The sequence below is a fragment of the Serratia sp. CY83965 genome, from assembly GCF_052166375.1.
Lineage (GTDB): Bacteria > Pseudomonadota > Gammaproteobacteria > Enterobacterales > Enterobacteriaceae > Serratia > Serratia marcescens.
Map to the genome: position 1 here is coordinate 81,094 of NZ_JBJNOV010000009.1, position 26,083 is coordinate 107,176.

The following is a 26,083-nucleotide window of genomic DNA, read 5'->3' on the forward strand; positions in this document are numbered from 1 at the left end:
AGTCCCGCGCCACGGGCACGCGTCGAGGAGGAGTGAAAAATGGCCAACCCGCTGTATCACAAACACATCATCTCTATTAACGATCTCAGCCGCGAGGATCTGGAGCTGGTGCTGCGCACCGCCGCCGGTCTGAAAGCCAACCCGCAGCCGGAGCTGTTGAAACACAAGGTGATCGCCAGCTGCTTCTTCGAAGCCTCGACCCGTACCCGCCTGTCGTTCGAAACCTCGATGCACCGCCTCGGCGCCTCGGTGGTCGGTTTCGCCGACGGCAGCAACACCTCGCTCGGCAAGAAAGGCGAAACCCTGGCCGACACCATCTCGGTGATCAGCACCTACGTGGACGCCATCGTGATGCGCCATCCGCAGGAAGGCGCGGCGCGCATGGCCTCGGAGTTCTCCGGCAACGTGCCGGTGCTCAACGCCGGCGACGGCGCCAACCAGCACCCGACCCAGACCCTGCTGGATCTGTTCACCATCCAGGAAACCCAGGGCCGCCTGAGCAACCTCAGCATCGCCATGGTCGGCGACCTGAAGTACGGCCGCACCGTGCACTCGCTCACCCAGGCGCTGGCCAAGTTCGAAGGCAACCGCTTCTACTTCATCGCCCCGGACGCGCTGGCGATGCCGGCCTACATCCTGAAAATGCTGGAAGAGAAAGGCATCGAGTACAGCCTGCACGGCAGCATTGAAGAAGTGGTGCCGGAGCTGGATATTCTCTACATGACCCGGGTGCAGAAAGAGCGCCTCGATCCGTCCGAGTACGCCAACGTGAAGGCGCAGTTCGTGCTGCGCGCCGCGGATCTGGCCGGCGCGCGCGCCAACCTCAAAGTGCTGCACCCGCTGCCGCGCATCGACGAGATCGCCACCGACGTGGATAAAACGCCGCACGCTTACTACTTCCAGCAGGCGGGCAACGGCATCTTCGCCCGCCAGGCGCTGCTGGCGCTGGTGCTCAACGCAGATTTGGCTCTTTAAGGGGGAACCGCCATGACTCATGACAACAAACTGCAGGTCGAAGCGATCAAATGCGGCACGGTAATCGACCACATTCCGGCGCAGATCGGTTTCAAACTGCTGACGCTGTTCAAGCTGACCGCCACCGACCAGCGCATCACCATCGGCCTGAACCTGCCCTCCAACGAGCTGGGCCGCAAGGATCTGATCAAGATCGAGAACACCTTCCTGACCGAGCAGCAGGCCAACCAACTGGCGATGTACGCGCCGAAGGCCACGGTAAACCGCATCGACAACTATGAAGTGGTGCGCAAGCTGACCCTCAGCCTGCCGGACCACATCGACGGCGTGCTGACCTGCCCGAACGGCAACTGCATCAGCCGCAGCGAGCCGGTGGCGTCGAGCTTCAGCGTCAAATCGCGCGGCGGCGAAGTGCACCTGAAATGCCGCTACTGCGAAAAAGAGTTCGAGCATCAGGTGGTGTTGCAGGCCGACTAAGCCCGGCATGGGCGCCGGGAGATGGCGCTGTCATTCTCCCGGTGACGCCCTATAATGGGATTTCTGGATAGAACAATCCTCGTTTATCAGGAGAAAACATGTCACGTAACATCAGCACTGAACTCGCCCCGGCAGCCATTGGTCCTTACGTGCAGGGCGTTGATCTGGGCAGCATGATCATCACTTCCGGCCAGATCCCGGTCGATCCGAAAACCGGCGCCGTCGCCGACGACGTCGCCGCACAGGCGCGCCAGTCGCTGGAAAACGTCAAGGCGATCGTCGAAGCCGCTGGCCTGATCGTTGCCGACATCGTGAAAACCACCGTGTTCGTGAAAGACCTGAACGACTTCGCCACCGTCAACGCCGCGTACGAAGCCTTCTTCACCGAGCACAGCGCGCCGTTCCCGGCCCGCTCCTGCGTAGAAGTGGCGCGTCTGCCGAAAGACGTGAAGATCGAAATCGAAGCCATCGCCGTGCGTCGTTAATCGACGCGCACGCGAATCACGGTCAGCTTCGGCTGGCCGTTTTTATTGATAATAATTTTTTAACCCAATTAATTTATAGCGATAGCGTAATATCGTTCACATTTACAATTCCCTAATAAAAATACGCCTATAATTGTTTTTCACCCGGCCGGGTCATTGCTGTTTCATTTCGTTCACTTCGTGAATAATGACAGGAGATAACCATGGCACCTAGCGTATTGGATTATTTTATCCAACAAGCTTCCCGTTATCCGGAAAAACTTGCCGTCGTCGGCGATAATAAACGCCTGACCTACCGTCAATTGGATGAAGCCAGCAGCGCACTGTGCGCGCTGTTGCTACGGCGGGGCGTGGCGCCCGGCAGCTATGTGCCGCTCGTCACGCTGCGCACGCCGGAAATGCTGATCGGTATGTTGGCGATCGTCAAAGCCGGCGCAGGCTATATTCCCATCGACGCCCGTTACCCGGAAAAAAGAATACAGGATATCGTTACGCAAAGCGGTTCCCCTTTAATACTCGCCAGCAACGCGACGATAGCGCTTTCGGAAAATAACTTCAGCGAGGATATTATTTATATTGATAATATATCAATTTCTCCGCAGGAGAATATAACGTTAATTTCTCCGTCTCCCGATGCCATCGTTTATCTCATTTTCACTTCAGGTACCACCGGCAAACCGAAAGGAGTGCTGATAGAACATCAGTCGCTGCTGAATTTAATTCTCTGGCATAACAAGCAATTCGCTATGGATGCCGAAAGTCGTTCTACGCTGATCGCCGGCTTGAGTTTCGACGTTGCGCAATGGGAGATCTGGTCGCCTCTGACCAGCGGCGGCACATTGTATCTGCCCCCGGAAGACGCTCGCCTGCAGCCGGAAGTCCTGCTGGCCTACTTTGCCGAACAGGGCATTACCCACGCCAGCCTGCCCGCCGTACTGGTCGCCGAAGTGGTCGGCGCGCCGCAACCGGCCAATCTGGCGCTGCGGTATCTGTTCAGCTCAGGGGAGAAACTTCATCCGGTCGATCTGCGCGGCATCGATTATTCATTGATCGATTACTACGGCCCGACGGAAGCCACCATATTCGCCACCTGCAACCGGGTGGCTTGCGCCACGCAAAACCCGCCCGCCAGCATTGGGCGGCCCATCGGCGATACCGAAATCTTCATCCTCGATGACCGACTGCAGCCCGTGATCGGCGATCGCCCCGGCGAGCTGTATATCAGCGGCCGCTGTCTGGCCCGCGGCTACCTGAACAATCCGGCGTTGACCGCCGAGCGCTTCATCACCCCGCCTCACTTCGCCGGATTGCGCCTGTACCGCAGCGGCGATCGGGCTCGTTGGCTGGCGGATGGCCGCATTCAATATCTGGGCCGTATCGACGATCAGGTCAAAATCCGCGGCAATCGCATTGAACTGGGCGAAATCGAAAACGCCATGCTGCAGGTTGCGGGCGTCCGTAAAGCGGTGGCCGCCGTGGCGATGGCAGATGATCCGCTGGGCAAGAAAATCGTGGCGTTTCTGATCGCGAAGTGTGACGGCGAAAACGTGATCGCACGCGTCCGACAGAAACTAAAAGAAACGCTGCCCACCGCATTTCTGCCCGCCGATTATCGTTTACTGCAACACATGCCGCTGAACAACAACGGCAAAATCGACAAAGCGGCTCTGTTGGCGCATTACCAACCGGTCAGCGCCGGCGTTGCGCAGCCGCTGACCGCCGATCAGCGCATCGTCGCCGATCTCTGGCGTTCGTTGCTGAAAGTGGAACAGCCCGCAACCGACGATGATTTTTTCTCGCTGGGCGGCCATTCGCTGTTGGCGGCCAAGCTGATGACGGCGCTGGCCGAGGCATTTGCCGTCGAGACTTCGGTGCACGACATCTATGAATATCCCACTCTGGGCGCCCTGGCGCAGGCACTGGCACAACGCAGAGACCGGCAACCGACACAGCGGCAAGGCGAAGCGCGTGCCTTACAGGATGATGTGTATTTGCCGTCGGATCTCGTCATCGATCCGACGTTCGATCCGCGGCAAATCAGCGCGCCGCGCGCTATTTTGCTGACCGGCGCCACCGGCTTCGTCGGCGCGCATCTGTTGGCCGATCTGCTGCGCACCACCGACGCCGAGCTGTACTGTCTGGTGCGCGACGGCGCCAAACTGCCGCCGAGACAGCGGCTGGAGGCGGTGCTGCAGCGCTACCGGATCGCGCTGAACGCCAGCCAGCACGCGCGCATTCATATCGTGCCTGGCAACGTAGCGGAACACGACTTTTCGCTGACGCCGGCGGCCTACAGGGCGTTAAGCCGAGATATCGATCTGATTTACCATTCGGCCAGCGCGGTGAATTTTATCCAGCCTTACGCCTACATGAAGCGCGACAACGTGCAGGGCCTGCGGGAAATCATTCGCTTCGCGGCGCATAGCCGCACCAAGCCGCTGATGCTGCTGTCGACCATCTCCGTATACAGCTGGGGGCATCTGCACACCGGCAAGCGGGTGATGCGGGAAAGCGACGATATCGACCAAAACCTGCCGGCGGTCAGCCGCGATATCGGCTACGTGCGCAGCAAATGGGTGATGGAGAAAATCGCCGATTTGGCGGCGGCGCAAGGCCTGCCGCTGATGACCTTCCGCCTGGGCTACGCCACCTGCCACAGCCGTACCGGCGTCAACGCCGATTATCAATGGTGGGGACGGCTGGTGAAAACCTGCATCAGCAGCGGCACGGTACCGGATTTACGGGATATGCGCGAAGGGTTGACCACGGTGGATTACATGACCCGGGCCATCGCCCACGTCTCTCGCAATCCGCAGGCGCTGGGGCAGAAATTCAACCTGATCCATCAAGGTGACAATAATCTGACGCTGCGTGAGTTTTTCAGCCTGCTGGAGCGCGAGTTCGGTTATCGTTTTCGTCCCTTGCCCTTCGCACAGTGGCGGGCACAATGGGAAAACGACAGCGACGCGCCGCTGTACCCGCTGCTCAGCCTGTTCAAGGATCCTATGGTGGACGAGCTATCGACGGTGGAGCTCTATCAAGACACCTATCGGTGGGACTGCAGCAACCTGCAACGCTTCCTGCAGGGCAGCGGTATCGATGAGCCGCGCTTCACCCGCCAGCTGCTGCTGAATTACCTGCAGCACGCCATCGGGTATGCGCCGCTGTCGCTACAGGCGTAACAAAACCGGGGCTCAACTGGCCGAGCCCCGTCACCCTCACTCCGTTTTAAGCCCCCGCAGCAGCGCTTCCAGCGGGTACACCGCGGCAATCACCACTTCGTCGCGCGTCTGCGCCGCCGCATCCAGCCGGCGCTGCGCTCGTTCGGCCTCGGCCCGGCTCAGCGGTTTGTCCTGCTGATGGCGATCCAGCAGCGTTAACCCCAATGCGGCCAGGGCATCCACGTCCTGCGCCACCGGCGCCAGCTCCCGCAGCGCGCGGTTGCCCGCGATCGCCGTTTGCAATGCCGCGCCGTTCGCCTGCCAGCGCTGCAGCCGTTCGCGCAGCGCCTGCGCCGCCGCCTTATCGCGCTTATCCTTCAGCAAAGCCGCGACCTGGGCATGCATGGCGCGCACCGCCTCGCTCTCCGGCGGCAGCGCATCGGCGAAGCGGTTCAGCGGTTCGAACTGGTGATAGTTGCCGGCCTGGAACTTCAGGTGCTGGCGGGTGTAATAGTGCGCCGGTTCCACCGCCTCGGCCAAGATCTGCAGCGGCACGATCTGCACGCTGTTGCTCAGCCGGGTGAATTCGCGCGCCGTTTCCGCGTGCTGCTGCAGGCCGACCGACACCACCGACCAGGCGTCGATCGCCGCCAGCCGCCGGTACATATTGTTCTCATCGGTGACGTCCTGCGCCGACCACAGCCGCTCCGCCACCGCAAAGGCGCGCGGCCACAGCTTAAGATCGATCAGCGGCGCGCGCACGTTTTCCGCCCACAGCGCCGCTTCCCCGCCGAGAATGTTGGCCTGCCCCTTATCATCCGGCACCACCGGCATCTTGCCCGCCGGCGCCGCCGCCAGTTTGTCGCCCTGGGTGGGGTAACGCACGTTGCCGACCAACGTATAGCCGCTGAGTTTGTCCTGTTGCAGCGTAAACACCGGCCGTGTGTCGCCCATCCAGGTATCGACGCGGAACGTCACCTGCTGCGGCGTGCGCCAGACGATATCGTGCACCGCGCGGCGCGATTTGCCGTTGAAATCGATAAAGCCGCGCCAGCCCTGCTTGCCCTCGATCAGCGTGAAGCTGCCCTCCACCGCGCTGCCCTTCAGGCGCGGCATGCTGAAACGCCAGCTTTGCGCCTGCTCGCCGGGTTGTACCGCCGTCTCAACCCCCAGCGGCTGCGGCAGAATTTCATTGCGATAGTGATAGGCGGTGCTTTGCGGCTGATCGAGGTAGAAACCGGTGGAGAGGATGCCCTGATAGCCGTCCTGCGCGCTGGCGCCCAGCGAGTCTTGCCCCTGCCAGGACTGAATGACGATCGAACGCGGCAGCGACGGATGGTAGATCTCGTCCCAGCCGACCATCTGCCGCTGGTGCTTCTCGAGGATCTTTTCCAGCTTCTGGTTGAAGTAGGCCTGCAGCGCATGGGTATCCGCCAGCCCGTTCTGCTGCATAAACGCCTGAATCAACGGCGACGCCCGCCACTGGCTGGCGTCCACTTCGTCGCCGCCGATGTGCAGATAAGGATCGGGGAAGATCGCCGCCAGCTCGCCGACGATCGTATCGACAAACTGATAAACCTCGTCGCGGGTTGGATCGAGCGTCGGCTTATGCACGCCCCACTCGCGCTCCATGCGATACGGCCCCGGCGCGCTCATCAGGTCGGGATAGGCCACCGCGATGCTGGAGGCGTGCCCCGGCATGTCGATCTCCGGCACCACGCGAATGCCGCGCGCCGTGGCGTAAGCCACCACCTGCTGCATTTGCTCACGGGTGTAGAACTGGCCGTCGCTGGCCTGCTGCTGCAATTTAGGGTAATGCTCGGAGGCGAAGCGCCAACCCTGATCGTCGCTCAGGTGCCAGTGGAACACGTTGAGCTTGGCCGCCGCCATGCCGTCAAGCTGGCGCAAAATGTCCGGCAGCGGCAGGAAATGGCGCGCCGAATCCAGCAGCACGCCGCGCCACGGAAAACGCGGCACGTCGCGAATATCCACCAATGGCAGGAAAGTGTTTTGCCCGTCGGTCTGCAGCAGCTGCAGCAGGGTCTCCATGCCGCGCAGCGCGCCGAAGCGGGTGTTGGCGGTCAGCGTGGCGCCCTGCGGTGTGACCGCCAGCCGGTAACTCTCATCGCTGCCCGGCAGCGGCTGCGCCGCCACCCGATCCTTGATCACCACCCTGATCGCCGCGCCGTTTGCTTCTTCCCTCGGCGCCAGCGTCCAGCCGGTCTGCAGTTCGATGCGTTGCCGCCAGCGCGGCAGCGCGTCGCCCAAGTCGTCACCCTGCAGCGTCAGGGACAAACGGTGATCCAAAACCAGCTTGCCCGCCGGTTGCGTCACTTCCACCTGCTGCGGCCAGGGCATCAGCGGCAAATCACCCGCCGGCTGCGCCAGCGCGCCGCAAGAAAACCATAACGATGAAGCCAGTAGCGTATAACGGAAAGGTCTGTGCATCGGAAATTCCTCAGAGGAAAAAAACAAAATATCCCCAATGAATTTCAAACCACCGCTAGGCGGCAAGCGCCCGCATCCCCAGGCGCTTAGGTCTGCTAAGTAACTGGGGGGCGGGCGTACAGCCAACAACGCGGTGGCTTGAAAGGCGCAGGGGAAAACAGCCAACGCTGTAGATAAAGACTCAGCACAGAACAGATGTCCAACCGTTGCGGTGAAAAAGCGGACGGGATCACAGTTGCCCCCTCCCGGCCGGAGGGGGAGAACGGGTTATTGCCAGCCGTAGCGGCGCACGAACCAGCCTTTCACGCACTGGGTCAGCACCATGTAACCGGCGAGGATCAGCACCAGCCACGGGAAGTAGCCGAGCGGCAGCGCCTGCAGCTGCAGGAAGCCGGCCAGCGGTGAGAACACCAGGCCGATGCCGGTGGCGATCACCGCCAGCGTCATGATGCACAGCGGCCAGGACGGGCGGCTCTGGATAAACGGAATTTTGCGCGTGCGGATCATGTGCACGATCAGCGTCTGCGACAGCAGCCCTTCCACGAACCAGCCGGACTGGAACAGCGTCTGCATGTCCGGCGTATTGGCCTTGAATACCCACCACATCAGGCTGAAGGTCAGCACGTCGAAAATTGAACTGATCGGCCCAAAGAACACCATAAACCGCCCCAGATCGGCGGAGTTCCAGCGCTGCGGCTGGGTGATCTGATCGTCGTCGACGTTATCGAACGGGATGGCGATCTGCGAGATGTCGTACATCAGGTTCTGAATCAACAGGTGCAGCGGCAGCATCGGCAGAAACGGCAGGAAGGCGCTGGCGATCAGCACGCTGAACACGTTGCCGAAGTTGGAGCTGGCGGTCATCTTGATGTATTTCAGCATGTTGGCGAAGGTGCGGCGCCCTTCGATCACCCCCTGCTCCAGCACCATCAGGCTTTTTTCCAGCAGGATGATGTCCGCCGCTTCCTTGGCGATGTCCACCGCCGAATCGACGGAGATGCCGATATCGGCCGCGCGCAGCGCCGGCGCGTCATTGATGCCGTCGCCCATAAAGCCCACCACGTGCCCCTGGCGGCGCAGCAGTTTGACGATGCGCTCCTTGTGCAGCGGCGTCAGCTTGGCGAACACCGTGGTGCGCGCCGCCGCCTGCGCCAGCTGCTCGTCGTCCATCTGCTCGATCTCGCTGCCGCGCAGCAGATGATCGGCCTCGAGCCCGACGTCACGGCACACTTTGGCGGCTACCAGCTCGTTGTCGCCGGTGAGGATCTTCACCGTGACGCCGTTCTGTTTCAGCGCCGCCAGCGCCGGTGCGGTGCTTTCCTTCGGCGGATCGAGGAAGGCGACGTAGCCTTCGAGGATCAGATCCGACTCGTCCGCCACGCCGTATTCATGGGTTTGCGCCGGCAGGATCTTGTTGGCCACTGCCACCACCCGCAGCCCCTGCTGGTTGAGATCGTCGGTGATACGGCGGATCCTCGCCAGCAGCGCCTCGCTCAGCGGGATCACCTCGTCTTCGTGGCGCACGTGGCTGCAAATCGCCAGCATCTCTTCCAGCGCGCCCTTGCACACCAGCTCGTGATACTCGTTGTCTTTGGCCACCACCACCGACATGCGGCGGCGCACGAAGTCGAACGGGATCTCATCCACCTTACGGTAGTTTTGCAGCGCCTCCGGCTGCCGGTTCTGCTCCGCGCAGCTCAGCACCGCCACGTCGAGCAGGTTTTTCAGCCCGGTCTGGTAGAAGCTGTTCAGCCAGGCGTAGCGCAGCACCCGCTCGCTGCCGGCGCCGAACGCATCGGTATGGCGCTCCAGCACGATCTTGTCCTGGGTCAGGGTGCCGGTCTTGTCGGTGCACAGAATATCCATGGCGCCGAAGTTCTGGATGGCGTCCAGCCGTTTGACGATCACCTTCTGGCGCGACAGCTTCACCGCCCCTTTGGCCAGCGTCGAGGTGACGATCATCGGCAGCATCTCCGGCGTCAGCCCGACCGCCACCGACAGCGCGAACAGCGCCGCCTCCCACCAGTCGCCCTTGGTGTAGCCGTTGATCAGCAGCACGATCGGCGTCATCACCAGCATAAAGCGGATCAGCAGCCAACTGACCTTGCTGATGCCGCTCTGGAAGGCGTTCGGCTGCTCATCCTGGCTGGTGACGCGCTGCGCCAGCTGGCCGAAATAGGTGCCGCCGCCGGTGCCGATCACCATCGCCAGCGCGGTGCCGCTGACCACGTTGGTGCCCATGAAGCACAGATTCCGGCAGTCGAGCGGATCGGCCGCCGGCGCCTGCGGCGCGGCGGATTTCTCCACCGGCAGCGATTCGCCGGTCAGCGCCGCCTGGCTGATGAACAGATCCTTGGCCGACAGCACGCGCAGATCCGCCGGGATCATGTCGCCGGCCGCCAGCTTGATGATGTCGCCCGGCACCAGCTGTGCGATCGGCAGCTCCACGTGTTCGCTCTTGCCGGTGTGCGCGTCGCTGCGGATCACCGTGGCGGTGTTGCTCACCATCGCCTTCAGCGCATCGGCCGCCCGGTTGGAGCGCGCCTCCTGGATGAAGTTCAGCAACGTGGAGATCAGCACCATCAGCGCGATCACCAAGGCGCCGGTCAGATCCTCGGTGGCGTAAGAGATCATGCCGAGCGCGGTCAGCAGCAGGTTGAACGGGTTGCGGTAGCAGTGCCAGAGGTGTTGCCACCAGGCCTCTTTCTGCTGATCGTCGATGACGTTCTCGCCGCAGCGCTGGCGCACCTGTTCCGCCTCATGGGCGGTGATGCCTTCCGGGTGGCTGTGAAAACGCTCAAACAGTTGCATCGTCTCTGCGGCGGCGCATTCCAGCCGCTGCTGCGCCAGGCCGGCCGGCATATCGCGCGCAGCGCCGCTGACGCCGTCCAGCAGGCTGTCGCGACGCACCAAACGGCGCGGGAGGCCGCGGGCGAACAGGCCCAGCAGCTGACGGGGGAGTTTTTTCAATTTCATGGGTCGCACCTCGTCGCCCGGTGCCTCACGGCAGCGGGTAAACGGGGATCGTCATCGGCCGGGCGGATGGCGGGTGCGCCAAAAAGCCTCTGCCAACGCAGATCCTTATTCTTTTTTTCAGCAGCAGGAGCGAACGACGACGCGCACGCTACCGGTTACCGTGATGTACTTCACCGGTAAAACAGCAGCGCCAGGCGGAGAGGTTTTACCGGAGAACCGAGTGAGTGTCTAAAGCAGTCGGGTCGGGGTCCATATGGGGAATAACCTCCGGTAAAGGGGAAAACAGAGCGGCAGGAGCGGCCGTTCAGCGCAGTGCAACAATCCCGTTTTGCATCAAGATCCCCGTAGGAAAATGAGCTATGCTGACGGGCATTGTTTTACAGGCCGTTATGTTACGCCTGTCCACTTCAACGAAAAGTAAACCATGCAAAACCGGCTGACCATCAAGGACATCGCGCGCCTGAGCGGCGTAGGCAAATCCACCGTCTCACGCGTGCTGAACAATGAAGGCAGCGTGAGCCCGCAAACCCGTGAACGGGTGGAAGCGGTGATCCGTCAGCAAGGGTTTACCCCCTCCAAGTCGGCGCGCGCCATGCGCGGCCAGAGCGACAAAGTGGTAGGCATCATCGTTTCTCGTCTCGATTCGCCGTCGGAGAACCAGGCGGTGCGCACCATGCTGCCGCTGCTGTACCAGCAGGGCTTCGATCCGATCGTGATGGAGAGCCAGTTCGAAACTCGTCTGGTGCAGGAGCATCTGCACGTACTGCATCAGCGCAACGTCGACGGCGTGATCCTGTTTGGCTTCACCGGCCTGACCGCGGCGATGCTCAAGCCGTGGCAGGAAAAAATGGTGGTGATGGTGCGCGAATACGACGGCTTCTCGTCCGTCTGCTATGACGACGCCGGCGCGGTGAACCTGTTGATGGATCGCCTGTATCAACAAGGGCATCGGCATATTGGCTATCTGGGGGTGCAGCTCAGCGACGCCACCACCGGCCAGCGCCGCTATCAGGCCTATCTCGACGCCTGTGAACGCCTCACGCTCACGCCACGTGCCACGCTGGGCGAGCTGAGCTACCAGAGCGGTTTCCAGCACGCCGCCGAAGTGATCGATGCGCACACCAGCGCGCTGATTTGCGCCTCCGACAGCATCGCCCTGGGGGCGATCAAATACCTGCAACAACAGCCGGCGCGCGCCATCCAGGTATGCGCCATCGGCAACACCCCGCTGCTCAGCTTCCTGTTCCCCGACACGCTGTCGGTCGAGTTCGGCTACGGCAGCGCCGGCCTGCTGGCGGCGCAGCAGCTGTTGGCACAGCTCAGTGGCGAACAGGGGATCCGCCGCCTGGTGGTGCCCAGCAAACTTTCCTGACTCCCTGATTAGAAGTTGACCATTTTTTGTCATTTTGTGATCCTCGCCCCAAACCGGGAACGTTCCCATTTCATTCAAAAAGCCGAGTGGCTAAGCTTTGATCATTACTCAGTCAACACCTCTGCAGGTATCCCATAATGAGCAAAGTAAAACAGCAGGATATTGATCGCCTGATTGTTTTGGTCGGCGGCCGCGAGAACATCGCCACCGTCAGCCATTGCATTACCCGGCTGCGTTTCGTCCTCAACGATCCCAGCAAGGCCAGCCCCAAAGAAATCGAAGAGCTGCCGATGGTCAAAGGCTGCTTCACCAACGCCGGGCAGTTCCAGGTGGTGATCGGCACCGACGTCGGCGACTACTATCAGGCGCTGATCGCCAGCACCGGCGTCAACGAGGCCGACAAGGAGCAGGCCAAGGTAGCCGCCCGCCAGAACATGACCTGGACCGAGCGCACCATCTCCCACTTCGCCGAGATCTTCTTCCCGCTGCTGCCGGCGCTGATCAGCGGCGGTCTGATCCTCGGCTTCCGCAACGTGATCGGCGACATCCCGATGTCCGGCGGCCAAACGCTGGCGCAGATGCACCCGGCGTGGAAAACCGTTTACGACTTCCTGTGGCTGCTCGGTGAAGCGATCTTCATGTTCCTGCCGGTGGCCATCTGTTGGTCGACGGTGAAAAAGATGGGCGGCACCCCGGTGCTCGGCATCGTGCTGGGCGTCACCCTGGTGTCGCCGCAGCTGATGAACTCCTACCTGCTCGGCCAGCAAACGCCGGAAGTGTGGAACTTCGGCTGGTTCGTGATCCAGAAAGTGGGTTATCAGGCGCAGGTGATCCCGTCGATCCTGGCGGGCATGGCGCTGGGCTGGATCGAAACCCGGCTGAAAAAGATCGTCCCCGACTATCTCTATCTGGTGGTGGTGCCGGTGGTTTCGCTGCTGCTGGCGGTGTTCCTGGCGCACGCGCTGATCGGGCCGTTCGGCCGCATGATCGGCGACGGCGTCGCCTGGGCGGTGAAAGCGGTGATGACCGGCAGCTTCGCGCCGGTGGGCGCCGCGCTGTTCGGCTTCCTGTATGCGCCGCTGGTGATCACCGGCGTGCACCAGACCACGCTGGCCATCGACATGCAGATGATCCAGAGCATGGGCGGCACCCCGGTGTGGCCGCTGATTGCGCTGTCCAACATCGCGCAGGCCTCGGCAGTGCTCGGCATCATCATCATCAGCCGCAAGGCCAACGAGCGTGAAATTTCGGTGCCGGCGGCGATCTCCGCCTACCTCGGCGTGACCGAACCGGCGATGTACGGCATCAACCTCAAATACCGCTTCCCGATGCTGTGCGCGATGATCGGCTCCGCGATCGCGGGCCTGATCTGCGGCCTGGACGGCGTAATGGCCAACGGCATCGGCGTCGGTGGCCTGCCGGGCATCCTGTCTATCAAGCCGCAGTTCTGGCTGATTTACTCGCTGGCGATTCTGGTGGCGATCGTCATCCCGCTGGTGCTGACCATCATGGTCTACAAACGCAAGGCCGCCCGCGGCGAGCTGCCGGTTTAATTGACGCAAAATACGCAACATGAATGTAGAGGCTGGAAATACCCTATAGCTTTCGAGCTGCAGCTAGGCGGCAAGGGTGCAAGTCCCCAGGAGCTTACTCAAGTAAGTGACTGGGGTGCAGCGCCAGCAGCCAACAACGCTGCAGTTTGAAAGATGAAGGGTACGGGCCCGTTGTCACGATTCAAAGGTATACAGCTATGAGCAACCCAACCCCCTGGTGGCAGAACGGCGTCATCTACCAAATTTATCCGAAGAGTTTTCAGGACAGCACCGGCAACGGCTACGGCGATTTGGCCGGCGTGACCCGGCGGCTGGACTATCTGCAGGAGCTGGGCGTCGACGCCATCTGGCTGACGCCGGTCTACGTATCGCCGCAGGTGGACAACGGCTATGACGTGGCGGACTACTGCGCCATCGATCCGGCTTACGGCACGATGGCGGACTTCGAGCAGTTGGTCGCCGCCGCCCACCAGCGCGGCATCCGCATCGTGATGGACATGGTATTCAACCACACCTCGACCGAGCACCCGTGGTTCAAGGCCGCGCAGGATCGCCACAGCCCGTATCGCCAGTTCTACGTCTGGCGCGACGGCGAAGGCGATACGCCGCCGAACAACTGGCGCTCCAAGTTCGGCGGCAACGCCTGGCAATGGCACGCCGACAGCGGCCAGTACTACCTGCACCTGTTCGCCACCGAGCAGGCGGATCTCAACTGGGAACACCCGCCGGTGCGCGAAGAGCTGAAGAAAGTGTGTCAGTTCTGGGCGGACAAAGGCGTCGACGGTCTGCGCCTCGACGTGATCAACCTGGTGTCCAAACAGCAGGACTTCCCGTCCGACAGCCAGGGCGACGGCCGCCGCTTCTATACCGACGGCCCGCGCATCCACGAGTTCCTGCAGGAGATGAGCCGCGAGGTGTTTCAGCCGCGCGGCCTGATGACGGTGGGCGAGATGTCCTCCACCACGCTTGAGCATTGCCAGCAGTACGCGGCGCAGAGCGGCGAAGAGCTGTCGATGACCTTCAACTTCCACCACCTGAAGGTGGACTACGCCGGCGGCGAAAAATGGACGCGGGCGGCGCCGGATTACGTGGAGCTGAAGCAGATCTTCCGCCACTGGCAGCAAGGAATGCATAACCGCGCCTGGAACGCGCTGTTCTGGTGTAACCACGATCAGCCGCGCATCGTGTCGCGCTTCGGCGATGAAGGCGCACTGCGGGCGCCGGCCGCCAAAATGCTGGCGATGGTGCTGCACGGCATGCAGGGCACGCCTTATATCTACCAGGGTGAAGAGATCGGCATGACCAACCCCGGCTTCCGCGCCATCGAGCAGTATCGCGACGTGGAAAGCCTGAACATGTACGCTGAACTGCGCGCTCAGGGCCGCGGCGACGCCGAACTGCTGGCGATCCTGGCCGACAAATCGCGCGACAACGGCCGCACGCCGATGCAGTGGAGCGCCGCGCCGCACGCCGGTTTCACCACCGGCACGCCGTGGATCGGCTGCGCCGAGAACTACCCGCAGATCAACGCCGAAGCGGCGCTGGCCGACCTCGACTCGGTGTTTTACGCCTACCGCCAGCTGATCACCCTGCGCAAGCAGTATCCGCTGCTGACCCACGGCGACTATCAGGATCTGGCGCCGGAGCATCCGGCGCTGTGGTGCTATCAGCGCAGCTGGAACGGCCAGCGCCTGCTGGTGGCGGCCAACCTGAGCCGCGAGCCGCAGGCCTGGGCGGCGGCGGGCGTGGAGCCTTCCGCCCAGTGGCGCCCGCTGATGAGCAACTACAGCGACTCAGCGGATCAGCCGCAGGCGCTGACGCTGCGGCCGTTCGAAGCGGTGTGGTGGCTGCTCGAAGACTAACCCCACAGGGCGCGGCGAGCGCTGCGCCCTACCATTTCCCCAGCAGCGCCGCCACCCCGGCGGCCTCTTGCGCCAACTGCTCATCGCTCATGTCGCTCACGCCCTGCACCAAATGCGGCGGCAGATAATCCATGCCGGTCAGGTTGGCCATGGCGTGGAACGGCAACAGCAGATCCTGCACCGGATAACGGTTATACCCTTGCGCCGTATAAGCCTGCGCGTCGCCGCCGGTGCTCACCACCAGCTGCAGCGGCTTGCCGTGCAGCTGGGTGCCTGCGCTGCCGTAGGCGAAACCGTAGGTTAATACCGCATCCTGCCATTCGCTGAGGATCGCCGGCGAGCTGTACCAATAAAACGGGAACAGCATCACTACCGCATCATGGCTCTGCAGCAGTTCCTGCTCGCGCGCCACGTCGATGCGGTAATCCGGGTACGCGCGGATCAGTTCGTGAACGGTCACGTTGGGCAGCGGGCGTACGGCCTCGATCAACGCCTTATTAATGCGTGACTCGTCGGGGGTGCGGTGGGCGGTTAACACTAAAATGCGTGACATAACGATTCCTCGGTCATAAGAAGATGAGGGCATTTTTCCATTTCCGCCGCTTCGGGTGTAGGCTGTTAAAGGTCACTTCAATTTCAACCGAAAGTATCAACCACTATGTCGCTGCCCTTTGACGTGCACCGCCTGCTGCCGGCCTTCCTCGCCGCCGCACAGGCGCAAAATTTCTCCGCCGCCGCTCGCCAGCTGGGCGTGACGCCGGCGGCGGTCAGCAAAAACATCCGCGCGCTGGAAGAGAAGCTGGCGCTGCGGCTGTTTCAGCGCAACACCCACAACGTGCTGCTGACCGACGAGGGCAAAGCGCTGCTGGCGCAGGTGGCGCCGCTGTGGCAGGCATTGGCGGCGACGCTGGAAAGCGCCGGCGGCGAACGGCAGGCGCCTGCCGGCGTGGTGCGCGTCACGATGATCCCCGGCTTCGGCCGCCAGATGCTGATGCCGTTGATCCCGCAATTTCTGGCGCGCTACCCGCAGATCGATCTCGATCTGTCACTGGATGCGCGGGTGGTGAATCTGGTGGGCGAAGGTTTTGACGTCGGCATCGGCAGCCGGGTCGATCCCGACAGCCGGCTGGTGGCCCGCCCGCTCTACCCGATGCATATGGTGCTGGCGGCGTCACCCGACTATCTGGCGCGGCGCGGTGAACCGCAAACGCCGCACGATCTGCTGCGGCACGACTGCCTGCTGCACCGTAACCCGGCCAACGGCCGCCACGTCAAATGGCAGTTGCGCCATAAAGGCGAAACGCTGGCGCTGGATCTGAACGGCCGCCTGGTGGTCAGCCGCCCGGAGATGTTGCTGGATGCAGCGCTGGCCGGGCTGGGCATCGTCAACCTGGCGCACTGGTACGTCGAGAAACACTTCGAGCAGGGCACGCTGCGGCCGGTGCTGGCGGAATGCTGGCCGCGCCCGGTGCAGCTGTGGCTCTATTACGCTTCGGCGGATCTGCCGCCGCGGGTGCGCGTCTGGGTGGATTTTCTGCTGGAACATTTTCGCGATCGGCCGGCGGGCGATTGACGACTGTTCAGCTTGCGCACGCTCTTCCGTTTTCCTTGTTCTACATCAAAAGAATCGCGCCAATATCTATATATAGTGCATTAAGAATTGCTAACACCTATATATAGTAGTTATCCACAAAATCATCCACACGCCGCCACAGCCCTTGCGCGCTGCGGCTTTGCCCTGTGGATAAGCGAAATTTGACGGTTGCTCGCCACGCCAGGCGGGTATGAACGCTCCCTCGGGGAACAAGGAGTACAACGTGAAACCAGTAGTGATTAAGCGGGACGGTTGCCAGGTACCTTTTGACGAAGCGCGCATTGCGCAGGCCATCGAGCGCGCCGCGCTGGCGGTGGGCGTGGTCGACGCCGACTACTGCGCCACCGTCGCCCGCGTGGTCGCTCAGCGCATGGAGCAGCAGCCGCGCGTCGATATCCACGAGATCCAGCAGGCGGTGGAAAACCAGCTGATGGCCGGCGAATACAAACAGCTGGCGCGCGCCTATATCGAATACCGCCACGATCGCGACGTGGCGCGCGAGCTGCGCGGCCGCCTGAATCAGGAAATTCGCGGCCTGGTCGAGCAAAGCAACCGCGCGCTGCTGAACGAAAACGCCAACAAGGACAGCAAGGTGATCCCCACCCAGCGCGACCTGCTGGCGGGCATCGTCGCCAAACACTACGCCAAGCAGCACATCCTGCCGCGCGACGTGGTGCTGGCCCATGAACGCGGCGAAATTCACTACCACGATCTCGACTACTCGCCGTTCTTCCCGATGTTCAACTGCATGCTGATCGATCTGAAAGGCATGCTGACCAACGGCTTCAAGATGGGCAACGCCGAGATTGAGCCGCCGAAGTCGATCTCCACCGCCACCGCCGTGACCGCGCAGATCATCGCCCAGGTCGCCAGCCATATTTATGGCGGCACCACCATCAACCGCATCGATGAAATTCTGGCGCCGTTCGTCGACGAGAGCTTCCGCAAACACCTGCAGGTGGCGGAAGAATGGCAGATCCCGGACGCCAAAGGCTATGCCATGGCGCGCACCGAGAAAGAGTGTTACGACGCCTTCCAGTCGCTGGAGTACGAGGTCAACACCCTGCACACCGCCAACGGCCAGACGCCGTTCGTCACCTTCGGCTTCGGCCTCGGCACCAGTTGGGAATCGCGCCTGATCCAACGCTCAATCCTGAAAAACCGCATCGCCGGGCTGGGCAAAAACCGCAAGACCGCCGTGTTCCCCAAGCTGGTGTTCGCCATCCGCGACGGCCTCAACCACCAGTACGGCGATCCGAACTACGACATCAAGCAGCTGGCGCTGGAGTGCGCCAGCAAGCGCATGTACCCGGACATCCTCAACTACGATCAGGTGGTGAAGGTCACCGGCTCGTTCAAAACGCCGATGGGCTGCCGCAGCTTCCTCGGCACCTACGAGCAGGACGGCGAGCTGGTGCACGACGGCCGCAACAACATCGGCGTCATCAGCCTCAACCTGCCGCGCATCGCGCTGGAGGCAATGGGCGATGAGTCGCGCTTCTGGGCGCTGCTGGATCAGCGCCTGCAGCTGGCGAAAAAGGCCCTGATGACGCGCATCGCCCGGCTGGAAGGCATCAAGGCGCGGGTGGCGCCAATCCTGTACATGGAAGGCGCCTGCGGCGTGCGGCTCAAGGCCGACGACAACATCGCCGATATCTTCAAGAACGGCCGCGCCTCGATTTCGCTGGGCTACATCGGCCTGCACGAGACCATCAACGCGCTGTTCGGCGGCAAAAACCACGTGTATGACGACGAAGCGCTGCGCGCCAAAGCGGTGGCGATCGTCGCGCGGCTGCGCGCCGCCGTCGACGCCTGGAAAGACGAGACCGGCTACGGCTTCAGCCTCTACAGCACGCCGAGCGAAAACCTGTGCGATCGCTTCTGCCGGCTGGACACCGCCGATTTCGGCGTGGTGCCGGGCGTCACCGACAAGGGCTATTACACCAACAGCTTCCACCTCGACGTGGAGAAGAAGGTCAATCCGTACGACAAGCTGGACTTCGAAGCGCCCTACCCGCCGTTAGCCAGCGGCGGCTTCATCTGCTACGGCGAATACCCGAACCTGCAACACAACCTGAAGGCGCTGGAAGACGTATGGGACTACAGCTACACCCGGGTGCCTTACTACGGCACCAACACACCGATCGACGAGTGCTACGAATGCGGCTTCACCGGTGAATTCTCCTGCACCAGCAAAGGCTTCACCTGCCCGAAATGCGGCAACCACGACTCGGCCAAGGTCTCGGTCACCCGCCGGGTGTGCGGCTATCTCGGCAGCCCCGATGCCCGGCCGTTCAACGCCGGCAAGCAGGAAGAGGTGAAACGCCGGGTGAAACACCTCGGTAATGGGCAGCTCGGCTGAAAAGCGCCGTGCAACCTAGGCAGAAGCCTGTTCATCAGGCGTGATTGTCGCAGTCAGTTTGCCTTCGGCCTGCGCGCACCAACCGCAGCGTACACGCAGTACGTGAGGATTGGGAGCACTGCCCGGAGGCAAAATGGCCAGTAAAATAGCCTGATGGGCAGGCCTCACATGAATTATCACCAGTACTATCCGATCGACGTGGTCAACGGCCCCGGCACCCGCTGCACGCTGTTTGTCGCCGGCTGCGTGCACCAGTGCCCCGGTTGCTACAACAAAAGCACCTGGCGACTCAACTCCGGCCAGCCGTTTACCCCGGCGCTGGAAGATCGCATCATCGCCGATCTGAACGATGCGCGCGTGCCGCGCCAGGGGCTGTCGCTCTCCGGCGGCGATCCGCTGCATCCGGCCAACGTGCCGAGCATCTTGAAGCTGGTGAAACGAGTGCGCGCCGAGTGCCCCGGCAAGGATATCTGGCTGTGGACCGGCTACCGGCTGGCGGAGCTGGACGCGCAGCAAATGCAGGTGGTGGACAGGATCAATGTGCTGATCGACGGCAAGTTCGTGCAGGATTTGAAAGACCCGGCGCTGATCTGGCGCGGCAGCAGTAACCAAGTGGTGCATAGGTTGCGTTGAGCTGACAACAACACATGTCTCAGCGTCTGTTGACCTAGCTACAACTACGGTATGGAGACAATCTGACCGGTGGGTCTGGCCAAGAGTAGACGTTGCTAAAACCGTTCTGTACCTACCAATGGGGGCTGGTCAGGGTATTGCGGGTAAATACCACTACATTTTTCCGAGCCCCTCATGGTATTTCAGTTACATTGGCCGATACCTAGTATATGAGTAAGAATAAGGCGAACATTAATATGAGGGTTACTATTCAGAAGCATGTCAGCGGCAAGACGGCTGACCATCAATAATAAGCCGCTAAAGACCCCCTCTAGCGGCTCAAGGCATGAGCAGTTTCCTGTTCACACCAGACGGAGCGAGGCCCTTGATAGTGAGGTTGAGGTTCCTCCGCTATTACCCCCGTTAATTGCCGCCACACCGTAAAGCAGACTGCTCAGTTCATCGAGAGGCACGTTAAGCTCATCACTCAGTTGAGCCAGATGAATGCCGTTACTCGCCAGAGCGACCATCACTTTTTCAATAATGAGCGACCTTTCACGCTCAATTCCTCCCGGCTCACCGGTTCGATATCCCTTTGCCGTTGCATCGCGCATCAGGCTGTTATACTGCCATTCCGTCAGCACATTCAGATTGCGCATTCTGACAATCAGAGCCATCGCCGAGACTTTCCAGAGCGATTTCAGCTGAATGATTTTGTCGAATGTCGGGAACGCCATTTTAACGGCCATTACGTTTTCCGGGGGCATCAGAAATGCTGACGCAAAAGCATCCGCTTCACGCTCAGCATCCTGTCCTTTAACATCACCATGGCGGTGAAGTACCAGGTGGGCCAGCTCATGTGCCGCATCAAAACGGCTGCGTTCACCTGATTTACGCGTGTTAAGGAAGATGTAAGGGACATCATCTTTCCAGAACGAAAATGCATCGATACTCGCCGTTTCCTCCGAGAGCCAGAAGACCTTAACGCCGTGCTTCTCCAGAAGATGAACAACGTTGGTGATGCTCTTCTTACCAATTCCCCAAGCTTCGCGCACCGCCTGAGCAGCGATCTCAGGTTCACTTCCACGAAGATTAGGTAATTCAGGTTGAGGCAGAGTGAAGCGGGTGCTGAAATACTCGCTCAGCATAACTCCCAACGCACCGGCACCAATTGCCGCATGCTGATCTGCGGCTTTTGTCGTGCGCAAAGAACGGAATGAAACCGTCAGTGGATCGATTGCTTCAACGTCATCCCCGAAGAAAAAGGACTCTGGATATTTCAGAGCACCAGCGTACGCTTGGATCGTCTCCTGAGTGGGTTCATACAGACAATAGTCTTTCTCGTACTCAATTACTATACGACTGGAGAGCCCCATTTGCTCTGCCAGTTCTTTCAGGGTCAGCTTACGTCTAATCCGAGCCAACTTGATTCGGGACGGATTAAAAAGACGTTTACCGTCATCAACAGGATTACTCATTTGCTTTCAACAGAAATTGATATGTCATCATCGAAATCCTCATCAGGGAAAATATCCGCACCTTCAAATGGCAGAGGACTCAAAATAATACGCTCACTCCATGCGCTTACGCGGGCAAATCCGTCCTGATTTACCATTCCTACCGGATAAGACACCTCGCAGCGAACCTCTTTGTTAGCCGCATCATAATAATACAGGACGATATAAGTACGGGTGCTGTCTATCGGAGTGATTTCAGACTTGCCTGAATACAACGTATCCGTCTGGAACATATCAACTGTGCCAGGATTGTTGTGAACAATCGAGCGAGTTGCCTCACCCTTGGCATTTTTGGTTTTCGGTAATCCATCAGGACGTCCAGTGTGTCTGTCGCCCGAGGTGATAATCAGATTAACCCCCCTAGCTGAGTTAGCGACCATTTCCATTCGCTTGACCACTTCAGGAGACCAGCCGTTACCCTTGCCAATCAGTACACGACGGGTCGCGGCAACCATCTCACTCCAGAAACGGAACCCTGCATCCACTGCGGGGTGAAGCTTGCTAGATTTGCGACGCTCGTACAAAGCAGACGTCAGAGCAGCGTGAATATCGTTTTCTGAAAAACCCAGTTCATTAAGTACAACATCTGAATCAGCTTCAGTATGCAGGATACAATAAGGCATGGTCATGAAGGTCTCTCCGTCAGGTTCACTTCATGATTTCAACATAATTATTATGATAAAATCAAGAAGTGATTACCGGGAAAGTCACTGTAGGGTACGATCGCCTACCGGGGTGGGGTCAGTCCAATCCGCGCTGAAGACTTTGAATAGCAGCCTTTTGCTAAGGTGTGTAAGTCGATAACACACTTTTTTCTTGGTTCACAAGACATTAAAAGGATATAACTGTTGAGCTGTCGCTCTCCGGCGGCGATCCGCTGTACCCGGCCAACGCGACGAGCATCTTATAGCGGGTAAAACGGGTGCGCGCCGAATGCACCGGTAAAGATATCCGGCTGTGGACCGGCTACTTGCTGGCGGAGCTGGACGCGCAGCAAATGCAGGTGGTGGACAGGATCAACGTGCTGATCGACGGCAAGTTCGTGCAGGATTTGAAAGATCCGGCGCTGATCTGGCGCGGCAGCAGCAACCAGGTGGTGCATAGGTTGCGATGAGCTGATAACTCGTGTCTCGACGTGTGTTAATCCAGAGTCGGCTGACACAGCTACGGTCAGAGCTAAACCTGATCTGATAGGTGGCTTTGTGCCAGAAACGGACAGTGAGCCTCGAGTGGAAAAATAACGATTAATATTGAAGCTTGTTGTCCGAGTCTTGTATTTTTATCAAATTCTAAATGAATAAGGCATCTACTAAACTCAACGCGCTGGTACTAGCGGTAAGGGCAATTCGTTTTCTGGCCTCCTTATACTGAACATTAGGAATCTGAGCTATTTGTATGGGATGGTGCAATCTGAGGTGAGCTGAAAAAGTCAATGCAGCCTCGTTGTCCAGATTTAAAAAAAAGCGTGAGAAGCCTGAATCAAGACTGAAAGCTAACAGTAGCCGCCAACCTACATGGAGAAAATTTTATGGCAGTAGAAAATCGAGAAAGACTTAACGAAATCCTTCGTGAACTAAAAGACGGTATGTCCCCAAACCCAATATCAGTGCGAGAATTCATAAGCTGGTTTGGCGCAGAGCGTCGAGGCTACATGGTTGCGTACAAAATTCGCAAAGCATTAGAAAGCTTAGGAGTTAAAACCGAACCTGATTTTGATAGTGTGCCGCTGGATGCAAAAATTACTATCTATGCATCTCCGGGGAATGACGCAACGACCCATGAAGCAGGTGAATGCTTAGGCGAGGCAACCGAATCAAGTAACGCCGAATTGGCTACACCTGAAACAGTATTTCAGCCGCAAGATGAACTAATTTCCGGTGCAGTTTCCGAGCCAGCCTTCCGTGTTAGTCGACTCGAAGCATCGGATGTTAAGCTAGTGACCGTGAAACCTGACGCCACATTAACAGAAGCCATCACATTGATGTTGCGGCATGACTACTCTCAACTACCCGTTATGACCAGCGAGCGAGATGTTAAAGGTGTTATTAGTTGGGAAAGCATTGCTCCAAAACTAGCGTTGACCAAATCTGAATCTGCGGTTGTGCGTGATTATATGAAGCCACACAGGGAAATAAACGCCAGCGACTCTATTTTTTCTGCACTACCTAGAATTATTGAGTATGCTTACGTATTAGTGCGATCTTCTGATCAAAGAATTAGTGGGATTATAACTACTACCGATCTTAGTTCTCAGTTCAGACAGTTGTCAGAACCTTTTCTTTTACTATCTGAAATCGAAAATCATATTCGTAAGCTGATAGATGGAAAATTTACGAAAGATGAGCTTGTTAGCATCGTTAATCCATCTGACAGCGAACGGGTTATAGAGTCGGTCGCAGATTTAACCTTTGGGGAATATATACGACTTTTTGAAAATCCAGAATTGTGGAAAAAAACCGAACTTCAAATAGATAAGAAAATCTTTACTAAAGAGCTCGACAAGGTCAGAATAATTCGTAACGACGTGATGCACTTTGATCCAGATGGTATATCAGAGGAAAATCACGAGCTTCTTCATAACTTTGTAAGGTTTATTCATACTATACAAAGCTTATCAAGAAAATAAGAGTGACCTGCTCCCTGTTGATTAACACGCAGCAATGTTAGTAATGCGACTATTTGGGTGCGAGATCAACTGTCAACTTCCGCTCCTCGCTCAAAACAGACGTGTCTGTTCACCAATCTGTCCGCTTGGCATCAAGGGACGCCAGTAACGCGATACCGGCGACACAGGGTGAGTTCCTTCCTTAAGTGCCCTCACATCATCTTTAATAATGGTTTACCCTGATGTAACGGATGATCAGAAGTCCATCAGGTCATCGAATTTCTGAGGTGGCTCTTGTTTTCTAACGCTATCTCCCTGATGAATCTCCGTTTCATTTGTTTGGTATTTTACACCAGTAATTTTATGATAAGTCATACTGTTGGTTTTCATCAGTAGTACATCATTTGCGTCATGCGAGGATGAAAATGAACCCATATATCTCGGTTTTATTTTTTCCTCAACTATCAACTGAATTTCCGGAACAAAAGCATACTGGTCATCTTCGATGTGTTCATACATCTCGACATTATATCGGCGAGATTTATCTGCGGCATGCCTGACGCCGGAAGACTTATTAAACAGAACGATATTATATCCTGTCTCAGCATCCTCACCGTTGGCATCTACCTGGGTAGATTTAAAGCTGACACCATCAAGCTTGAATTTATTTCGGTCACCGAGGTAATCGGCAACCACTTGGGTGATGAGGTAATCACTGTCCTGCCTTTTTCCAAAAGTAGGGAGCGTCAGCTTACGGGAAAGCGTACTGAAAAAAATCGCGCGCTCACTGGTTTTGCGAGTCTGAGGATCAAATTTACTACCCGAGCCGAAACTAAGCGAGTCAAGGGCAGAAATGTCCAGCACTTTTAGCTCGCGTAACGGTACAAAACAGGCCGTTACTACAATACTGCCGACGGGCGGCCTTACTTCAGCAATTGCCACATTCACTGAGGTTGCACCGTAAAATACTGAAATCCCCTGTGCGTTCATACGGCCCGACCGCGCCAAAGTTGTTGGGGGAGGTCCAAAATTTTTCTCGGGCTGCTCCAAAGCTTGCTTTACTTCCTCTTGGTCCTCAAAGACCCTTGCACGAAAAAGATGAACTTCATCAGTCAGAGTTTTTATCGGTGAATTACTGTCTCTGTTTTTTAGTTTATCGATATCACTGAAAAGTGAATCCAGGAAATCATTAACTTCACGGTTAAAATATCGTGTTTCTTTCATAAGGGAGTCAGTGGCTTTACTCCAGGTATGTGCAAGCTCTCCGCTATAGTGATTTATATGCCGATAAACAAACCCATCATTATACCGGATGTAGTCATAATCGTTATGTGGATTATATTCATCACAAAGAAATTGATAAATATCTTCAGCTACGTCCCATTCGACGCCCAGTTCTCCGCAGATGACATCCTGCGCGCTATCACCGCGCCCGGAATCATATATATCCTCATACATATCATAGTAGTATTCAAAAACCTCATTCATCATCCTGAGGATATATTCGAGGTGGATATTTTTACGCTTCCTTTTGCAGTAAGAGCAAATCTGACCGTTACTTCCGGTTTTCCTTATATGCTGCATGACATATTTATCGCTCACGCATTTATGACAAATATACTTATCTTCCCACATTTTTTACCCACTCATCATCAGCTGATACAAGGTCACTTTCCTGCAATTTTATAATTAAATCAAGCATGGAACACCCCTTCTCACCTCAATGCTTTCAGTGTAAAAATAATTAGTAATGCGCTGTACTGATAATAATTACGAACTTCCGCTTCTCGCTCAAAACTAACGGCCAGTGACCTACTCCCCGTAAACGCTGCCAACCCCGCTCTGAACGCCCCCCCCCTCAACACCCTCGCCAATAACGCCCCCAGATTTTCGCCTTAAATATAGCCATTCGTTTTTCTACCTCCGAATGGCTGAGATAAACCGCGGTGCCGTTTCTTAAGCGTTCAAAGGCGGCATCCACCCTTTCACGCAACGCTTGCTCCAAGAACATCGCCTCGACATCCATTTCAGGTTTATTCCGCTGTTCCATTTCCATCTCCTCCTTGAGACAGCATCGGGCCACT

The 26,083-nt window shown here is 58.3% G+C and carries 18 protein-coding genes and 1 pseudogene; 12 read left to right on the forward strand and 7 right to left on the reverse strand.

Annotated features, from left to right (window positions below; genetic code table 11):
* Window positions 1-39 precede the first annotated feature (39 nt).
* The 4 genes from pyrB (at window position 40) to ACJ8PL_RS16955 (ending at window position 5,119) form a co-directional block, all read left to right on the forward strand.
* Complete coding sequence (gene pyrB / locus ACJ8PL_RS16940; RefSeq protein WP_004933375.1) at window positions 40-975, forward strand: aspartate carbamoyltransferase; 936 nt, start codon at window positions 40-42, stop codon at window positions 973-975.
* Window positions 976-987: 12 nt separating this feature from the next.
* Complete coding sequence (pyrI, locus tag ACJ8PL_RS16945; RefSeq protein ID WP_004933377.1) at window positions 988-1,452, forward strand: aspartate carbamoyltransferase regulatory subunit; 465 nt, start codon at window positions 988-990, stop codon at window positions 1,450-1,452.
* A gap of 98 nt (window positions 1,453-1,550) precedes the next feature.
* A complete protein-coding gene (ridA, locus tag ACJ8PL_RS16950; protein ID WP_004933379.1) occupies window positions 1,551-1,937 on the forward strand; it encodes a 2-iminobutanoate/2-iminopropanoate deaminase in 387 nt (128 codons plus the stop codon).
* 203 nt (window positions 1,938-2,140) lie between these two features.
* Window positions 2,141-5,119: a non-ribosomal peptide synthetase gene (locus ACJ8PL_RS16955; RefSeq protein WP_234213533.1), complete on the forward strand. Its 2,979-nt coding sequence runs from the start codon at window positions 2,141-2,143 to the stop codon at window positions 5,117-5,119.
* 36 nt (window positions 5,120-5,155) lie between these two features.
* Here the strand turns inward: ACJ8PL_RS16955 and ACJ8PL_RS16960 are convergent, their stop codons facing one another.
* Both ACJ8PL_RS16960 and mgtA read right to left on the reverse strand, forming a co-directional pair.
* Window positions 5,156-7,546 carry a beta-N-acetylhexosaminidase gene (locus ACJ8PL_RS16960; protein ID WP_282677098.1) on the reverse strand — a complete coding sequence of 797 codons (2,391 nt, stop codon included), beginning with the start codon at window positions 7,544-7,546 and terminating at the stop codon, window positions 5,156-5,158.
* A 267-nt stretch (window positions 7,547-7,813) separates the two neighbouring features.
* Window positions 7,814-10,522: a magnesium-translocating P-type ATPase gene (gene mgtA / locus ACJ8PL_RS16965; protein ID WP_442531298.1), complete on the reverse strand. Its 2,709-nt coding sequence runs from the start codon at window positions 10,520-10,522 to the stop codon at window positions 7,814-7,816.
* 424 nt (window positions 10,523-10,946) lie between these two features.
* Here mgtA and treR point away from each other — a divergent pair, with 424 nt between their 5' ends.
* The 3 genes from treR (at window position 10,947) to treC (ending at window position 15,309) form a co-directional block, all read left to right on the forward strand.
* Window positions 10,947-11,894 (forward strand): trehalose operon repressor TreR, encoded by a 948-nt coding sequence (gene treR, locus ACJ8PL_RS16970; RefSeq protein WP_016929286.1) that lies wholly within the window; start codon window positions 10,947-10,949, stop codon window positions 11,892-11,894.
* Window positions 11,895-12,031: 137 nt separating this feature from the next.
* Complete coding sequence (gene treB / locus ACJ8PL_RS16975) at window positions 12,032-13,447, forward strand: PTS trehalose transporter subunit IIBC (RefSeq protein ID WP_019453304.1); 1,416 nt, start codon at window positions 12,032-12,034, stop codon at window positions 13,445-13,447.
* 197 nt (window positions 13,448-13,644) lie between these two features.
* Entirely contained in the window at window positions 13,645-15,309 is a 1,665-nt protein-coding gene (gene treC, locus ACJ8PL_RS16980; RefSeq protein WP_110146642.1) for an alpha,alpha-phosphotrehalase, read from the forward strand.
* Between the two features lie 28 nt (window positions 15,310-15,337).
* Here treC and ACJ8PL_RS16985 read toward each other — a convergent pair whose 3' ends face one another.
* The gene (locus ACJ8PL_RS16985; RefSeq protein ID WP_079451141.1) at window positions 15,338-15,862 is read right to left on the reverse strand and encodes an NAD(P)H-dependent oxidoreductase; all 525 of its coding nucleotides are present in this window, start codon (window positions 15,860-15,862) and stop codon (window positions 15,338-15,340) included.
* Window positions 15,863-15,967: 105 nt separating this feature from the next.
* Here ACJ8PL_RS16985 and ACJ8PL_RS16990 point away from each other — a divergent pair, with 105 nt between their 5' ends.
* From ACJ8PL_RS16990 to nrdG, 3 genes are all read left to right on the forward strand, one after another.
* A complete protein-coding gene (locus ACJ8PL_RS16990) occupies window positions 15,968-16,882 on the forward strand; it encodes a LysR family transcriptional regulator (protein WP_240293834.1) in 915 nt (304 codons plus the stop codon).
* A 244-nt stretch (window positions 16,883-17,126) separates the two neighbouring features.
* The gene (nrdD, locus tag ACJ8PL_RS16995; RefSeq protein ID WP_049294746.1) at window positions 17,127-19,265 is read left to right on the forward strand and encodes an anaerobic ribonucleoside-triphosphate reductase; all 2,139 of its coding nucleotides are present in this window, start codon (window positions 17,127-17,129) and stop codon (window positions 19,263-19,265) included.
* 168 nt (window positions 19,266-19,433) lie between these two features.
* Window positions 19,434-19,898, forward strand: a complete 465-nt coding sequence (gene nrdG / locus ACJ8PL_RS17000) for an anaerobic ribonucleoside-triphosphate reductase-activating protein (RefSeq protein WP_116404086.1) — start codon at window positions 19,434-19,436, stop codon at window positions 19,896-19,898.
* Window positions 19,899-20,239: 341 nt separating this feature from the next.
* Here the strand turns inward: nrdG and ACJ8PL_RS17005 are convergent, their stop codons facing one another.
* On the reverse strand, window positions 20,240-21,355 hold the full coding sequence (locus ACJ8PL_RS17005; protein WP_240430055.1) for a helix-turn-helix domain-containing protein: 1,116 nt from the start codon (window positions 21,353-21,355) through the stop codon (window positions 20,240-20,242).
* Window positions 21,352-22,023 carry a hypothetical protein gene (locus tag ACJ8PL_RS17010; RefSeq protein ID WP_060419616.1) on the reverse strand — a complete coding sequence of 224 codons (672 nt, stop codon included), beginning with the start codon at window positions 22,021-22,023 and terminating at the stop codon, window positions 21,352-21,354. Before ACJ8PL_RS17010 ends, ACJ8PL_RS17005 begins: the two co-directional genes overlap by 4 nt.
* 224 nt (window positions 22,024-22,247) lie before the next feature.
* Between ACJ8PL_RS17010 and ACJ8PL_RS17015 the strand changes: the two are divergent.
* A pseudogene (locus ACJ8PL_RS17015) lies at window positions 22,248-22,508 on the forward strand (4Fe-4S cluster-binding domain-containing protein); the annotation flags it as partial.
* A gap of 414 nt (window positions 22,509-22,922) precedes the next feature.
* Window positions 22,923-24,020 carry a CBS domain-containing protein gene (locus tag ACJ8PL_RS17020; RefSeq protein WP_261420069.1) on the forward strand — a complete coding sequence of 366 codons (1,098 nt, stop codon included), beginning with the start codon at window positions 22,923-22,925 and terminating at the stop codon, window positions 24,018-24,020.
* A gap of 234 nt (window positions 24,021-24,254) precedes the next feature.
* Here the strand turns inward: ACJ8PL_RS17020 and ACJ8PL_RS17025 are convergent, their stop codons facing one another.
* Both ACJ8PL_RS17025 and ACJ8PL_RS17030 read right to left on the reverse strand, forming a co-directional pair.
* Complete coding sequence (locus tag ACJ8PL_RS17025) at window positions 24,255-25,634, reverse strand: RES domain-containing protein (RefSeq protein WP_261420068.1); 1,380 nt, start codon at window positions 25,632-25,634, stop codon at window positions 24,255-24,257.
* Between the two features lie 223 nt (window positions 25,635-25,857).
* Window positions 25,858-26,055, reverse strand: coding sequence for a hypothetical protein (locus tag ACJ8PL_RS17030; protein ID WP_442531299.1), 198 nt, complete (start codon window positions 26,053-26,055; stop codon window positions 25,858-25,860).
* Between the last annotated feature and the right edge of the window lie 28 nt (window positions 26,056-26,083).

Excerpts from the sequence above, each read along its gene's own strand:
- mgtA (WP_442531298.1), bottom strand. The coding sequence starts at position 10,522 with ATGAAATTGAAAAAACTCCCCCGTCAGCTGCTGGGCCTGTTCGCCCGC.
- nrdG (WP_116404086.1), top strand. The coding sequence starts at position 19,434 with ATGAATTATCACCAGTACTATCCGATCGACGTGGTCAACGGCCCCGGC.
- ACJ8PL_RS17020 (WP_261420069.1), top strand. The coding sequence starts at position 22,923 with ATGGCAGTAGAAAATCGAGAAAGACTTAACGAAATCCTTCGTGAACTA.
- ridA (WP_004933379.1), top strand. The coding sequence starts at position 1,551 with ATGTCACGTAACATCAGCACTGAACTCGCCCCGGCAGCCATTGGTCCT.
- ACJ8PL_RS16985 (WP_079451141.1), bottom strand. The coding sequence starts at position 15,862 with ATGTCACGCATTTTAGTGTTAACCGCCCACCGCACCCCCGACGAGTCA.
- ACJ8PL_RS16960 (WP_282677098.1), bottom strand. The coding sequence starts at position 7,546 with ATGCACAGACCTTTCCGTTATACGCTACTGGCTTCATCGTTATGGTTT.
- ACJ8PL_RS16990 (WP_240293834.1), top strand. The coding sequence starts at position 15,968 with ATGTCGCTGCCCTTTGACGTGCACCGCCTGCTGCCGGCCTTCCTCGCC.
- ACJ8PL_RS17010 (WP_060419616.1), bottom strand. The coding sequence starts at position 22,023 with ATGACCATGCCTTATTGTATCCTGCATACTGAAGCTGATTCAGATGTT.
- pyrI (WP_004933377.1), top strand. The coding sequence starts at position 988 with ATGACTCATGACAACAAACTGCAGGTCGAAGCGATCAAATGCGGCACG.
- ACJ8PL_RS17030 (WP_442531299.1), bottom strand. The coding sequence starts at position 26,055 with ATGGAAATGGAACAGCGGAATAAACCTGAAATGGATGTCGAGGCGATG.
- treC (WP_110146642.1), top strand. The coding sequence starts at position 13,645 with ATGAGCAACCCAACCCCCTGGTGGCAGAACGGCGTCATCTACCAAATT.
- ACJ8PL_RS17025 (WP_261420068.1), bottom strand. The coding sequence starts at position 25,634 with ATGTGGGAAGATAAGTATATTTGTCATAAATGCGTGAGCGATAAATAT.
- pyrB (WP_004933375.1), top strand. The coding sequence starts at position 40 with ATGGCCAACCCGCTGTATCACAAACACATCATCTCTATTAACGATCTC.
- treB (WP_019453304.1), top strand. The coding sequence starts at position 12,032 with ATGAGCAAAGTAAAACAGCAGGATATTGATCGCCTGATTGTTTTGGTC.
- treR (WP_016929286.1), top strand. The coding sequence starts at position 10,947 with ATGCAAAACCGGCTGACCATCAAGGACATCGCGCGCCTGAGCGGCGTA.
- ACJ8PL_RS16955 (WP_234213533.1), top strand. The coding sequence starts at position 2,141 with ATGGCACCTAGCGTATTGGATTATTTTATCCAACAAGCTTCCCGTTAT.
- ACJ8PL_RS17005 (WP_240430055.1), bottom strand. The coding sequence starts at position 21,355 with ATGAGTAATCCTGTTGATGACGGTAAACGTCTTTTTAATCCGTCCCGA.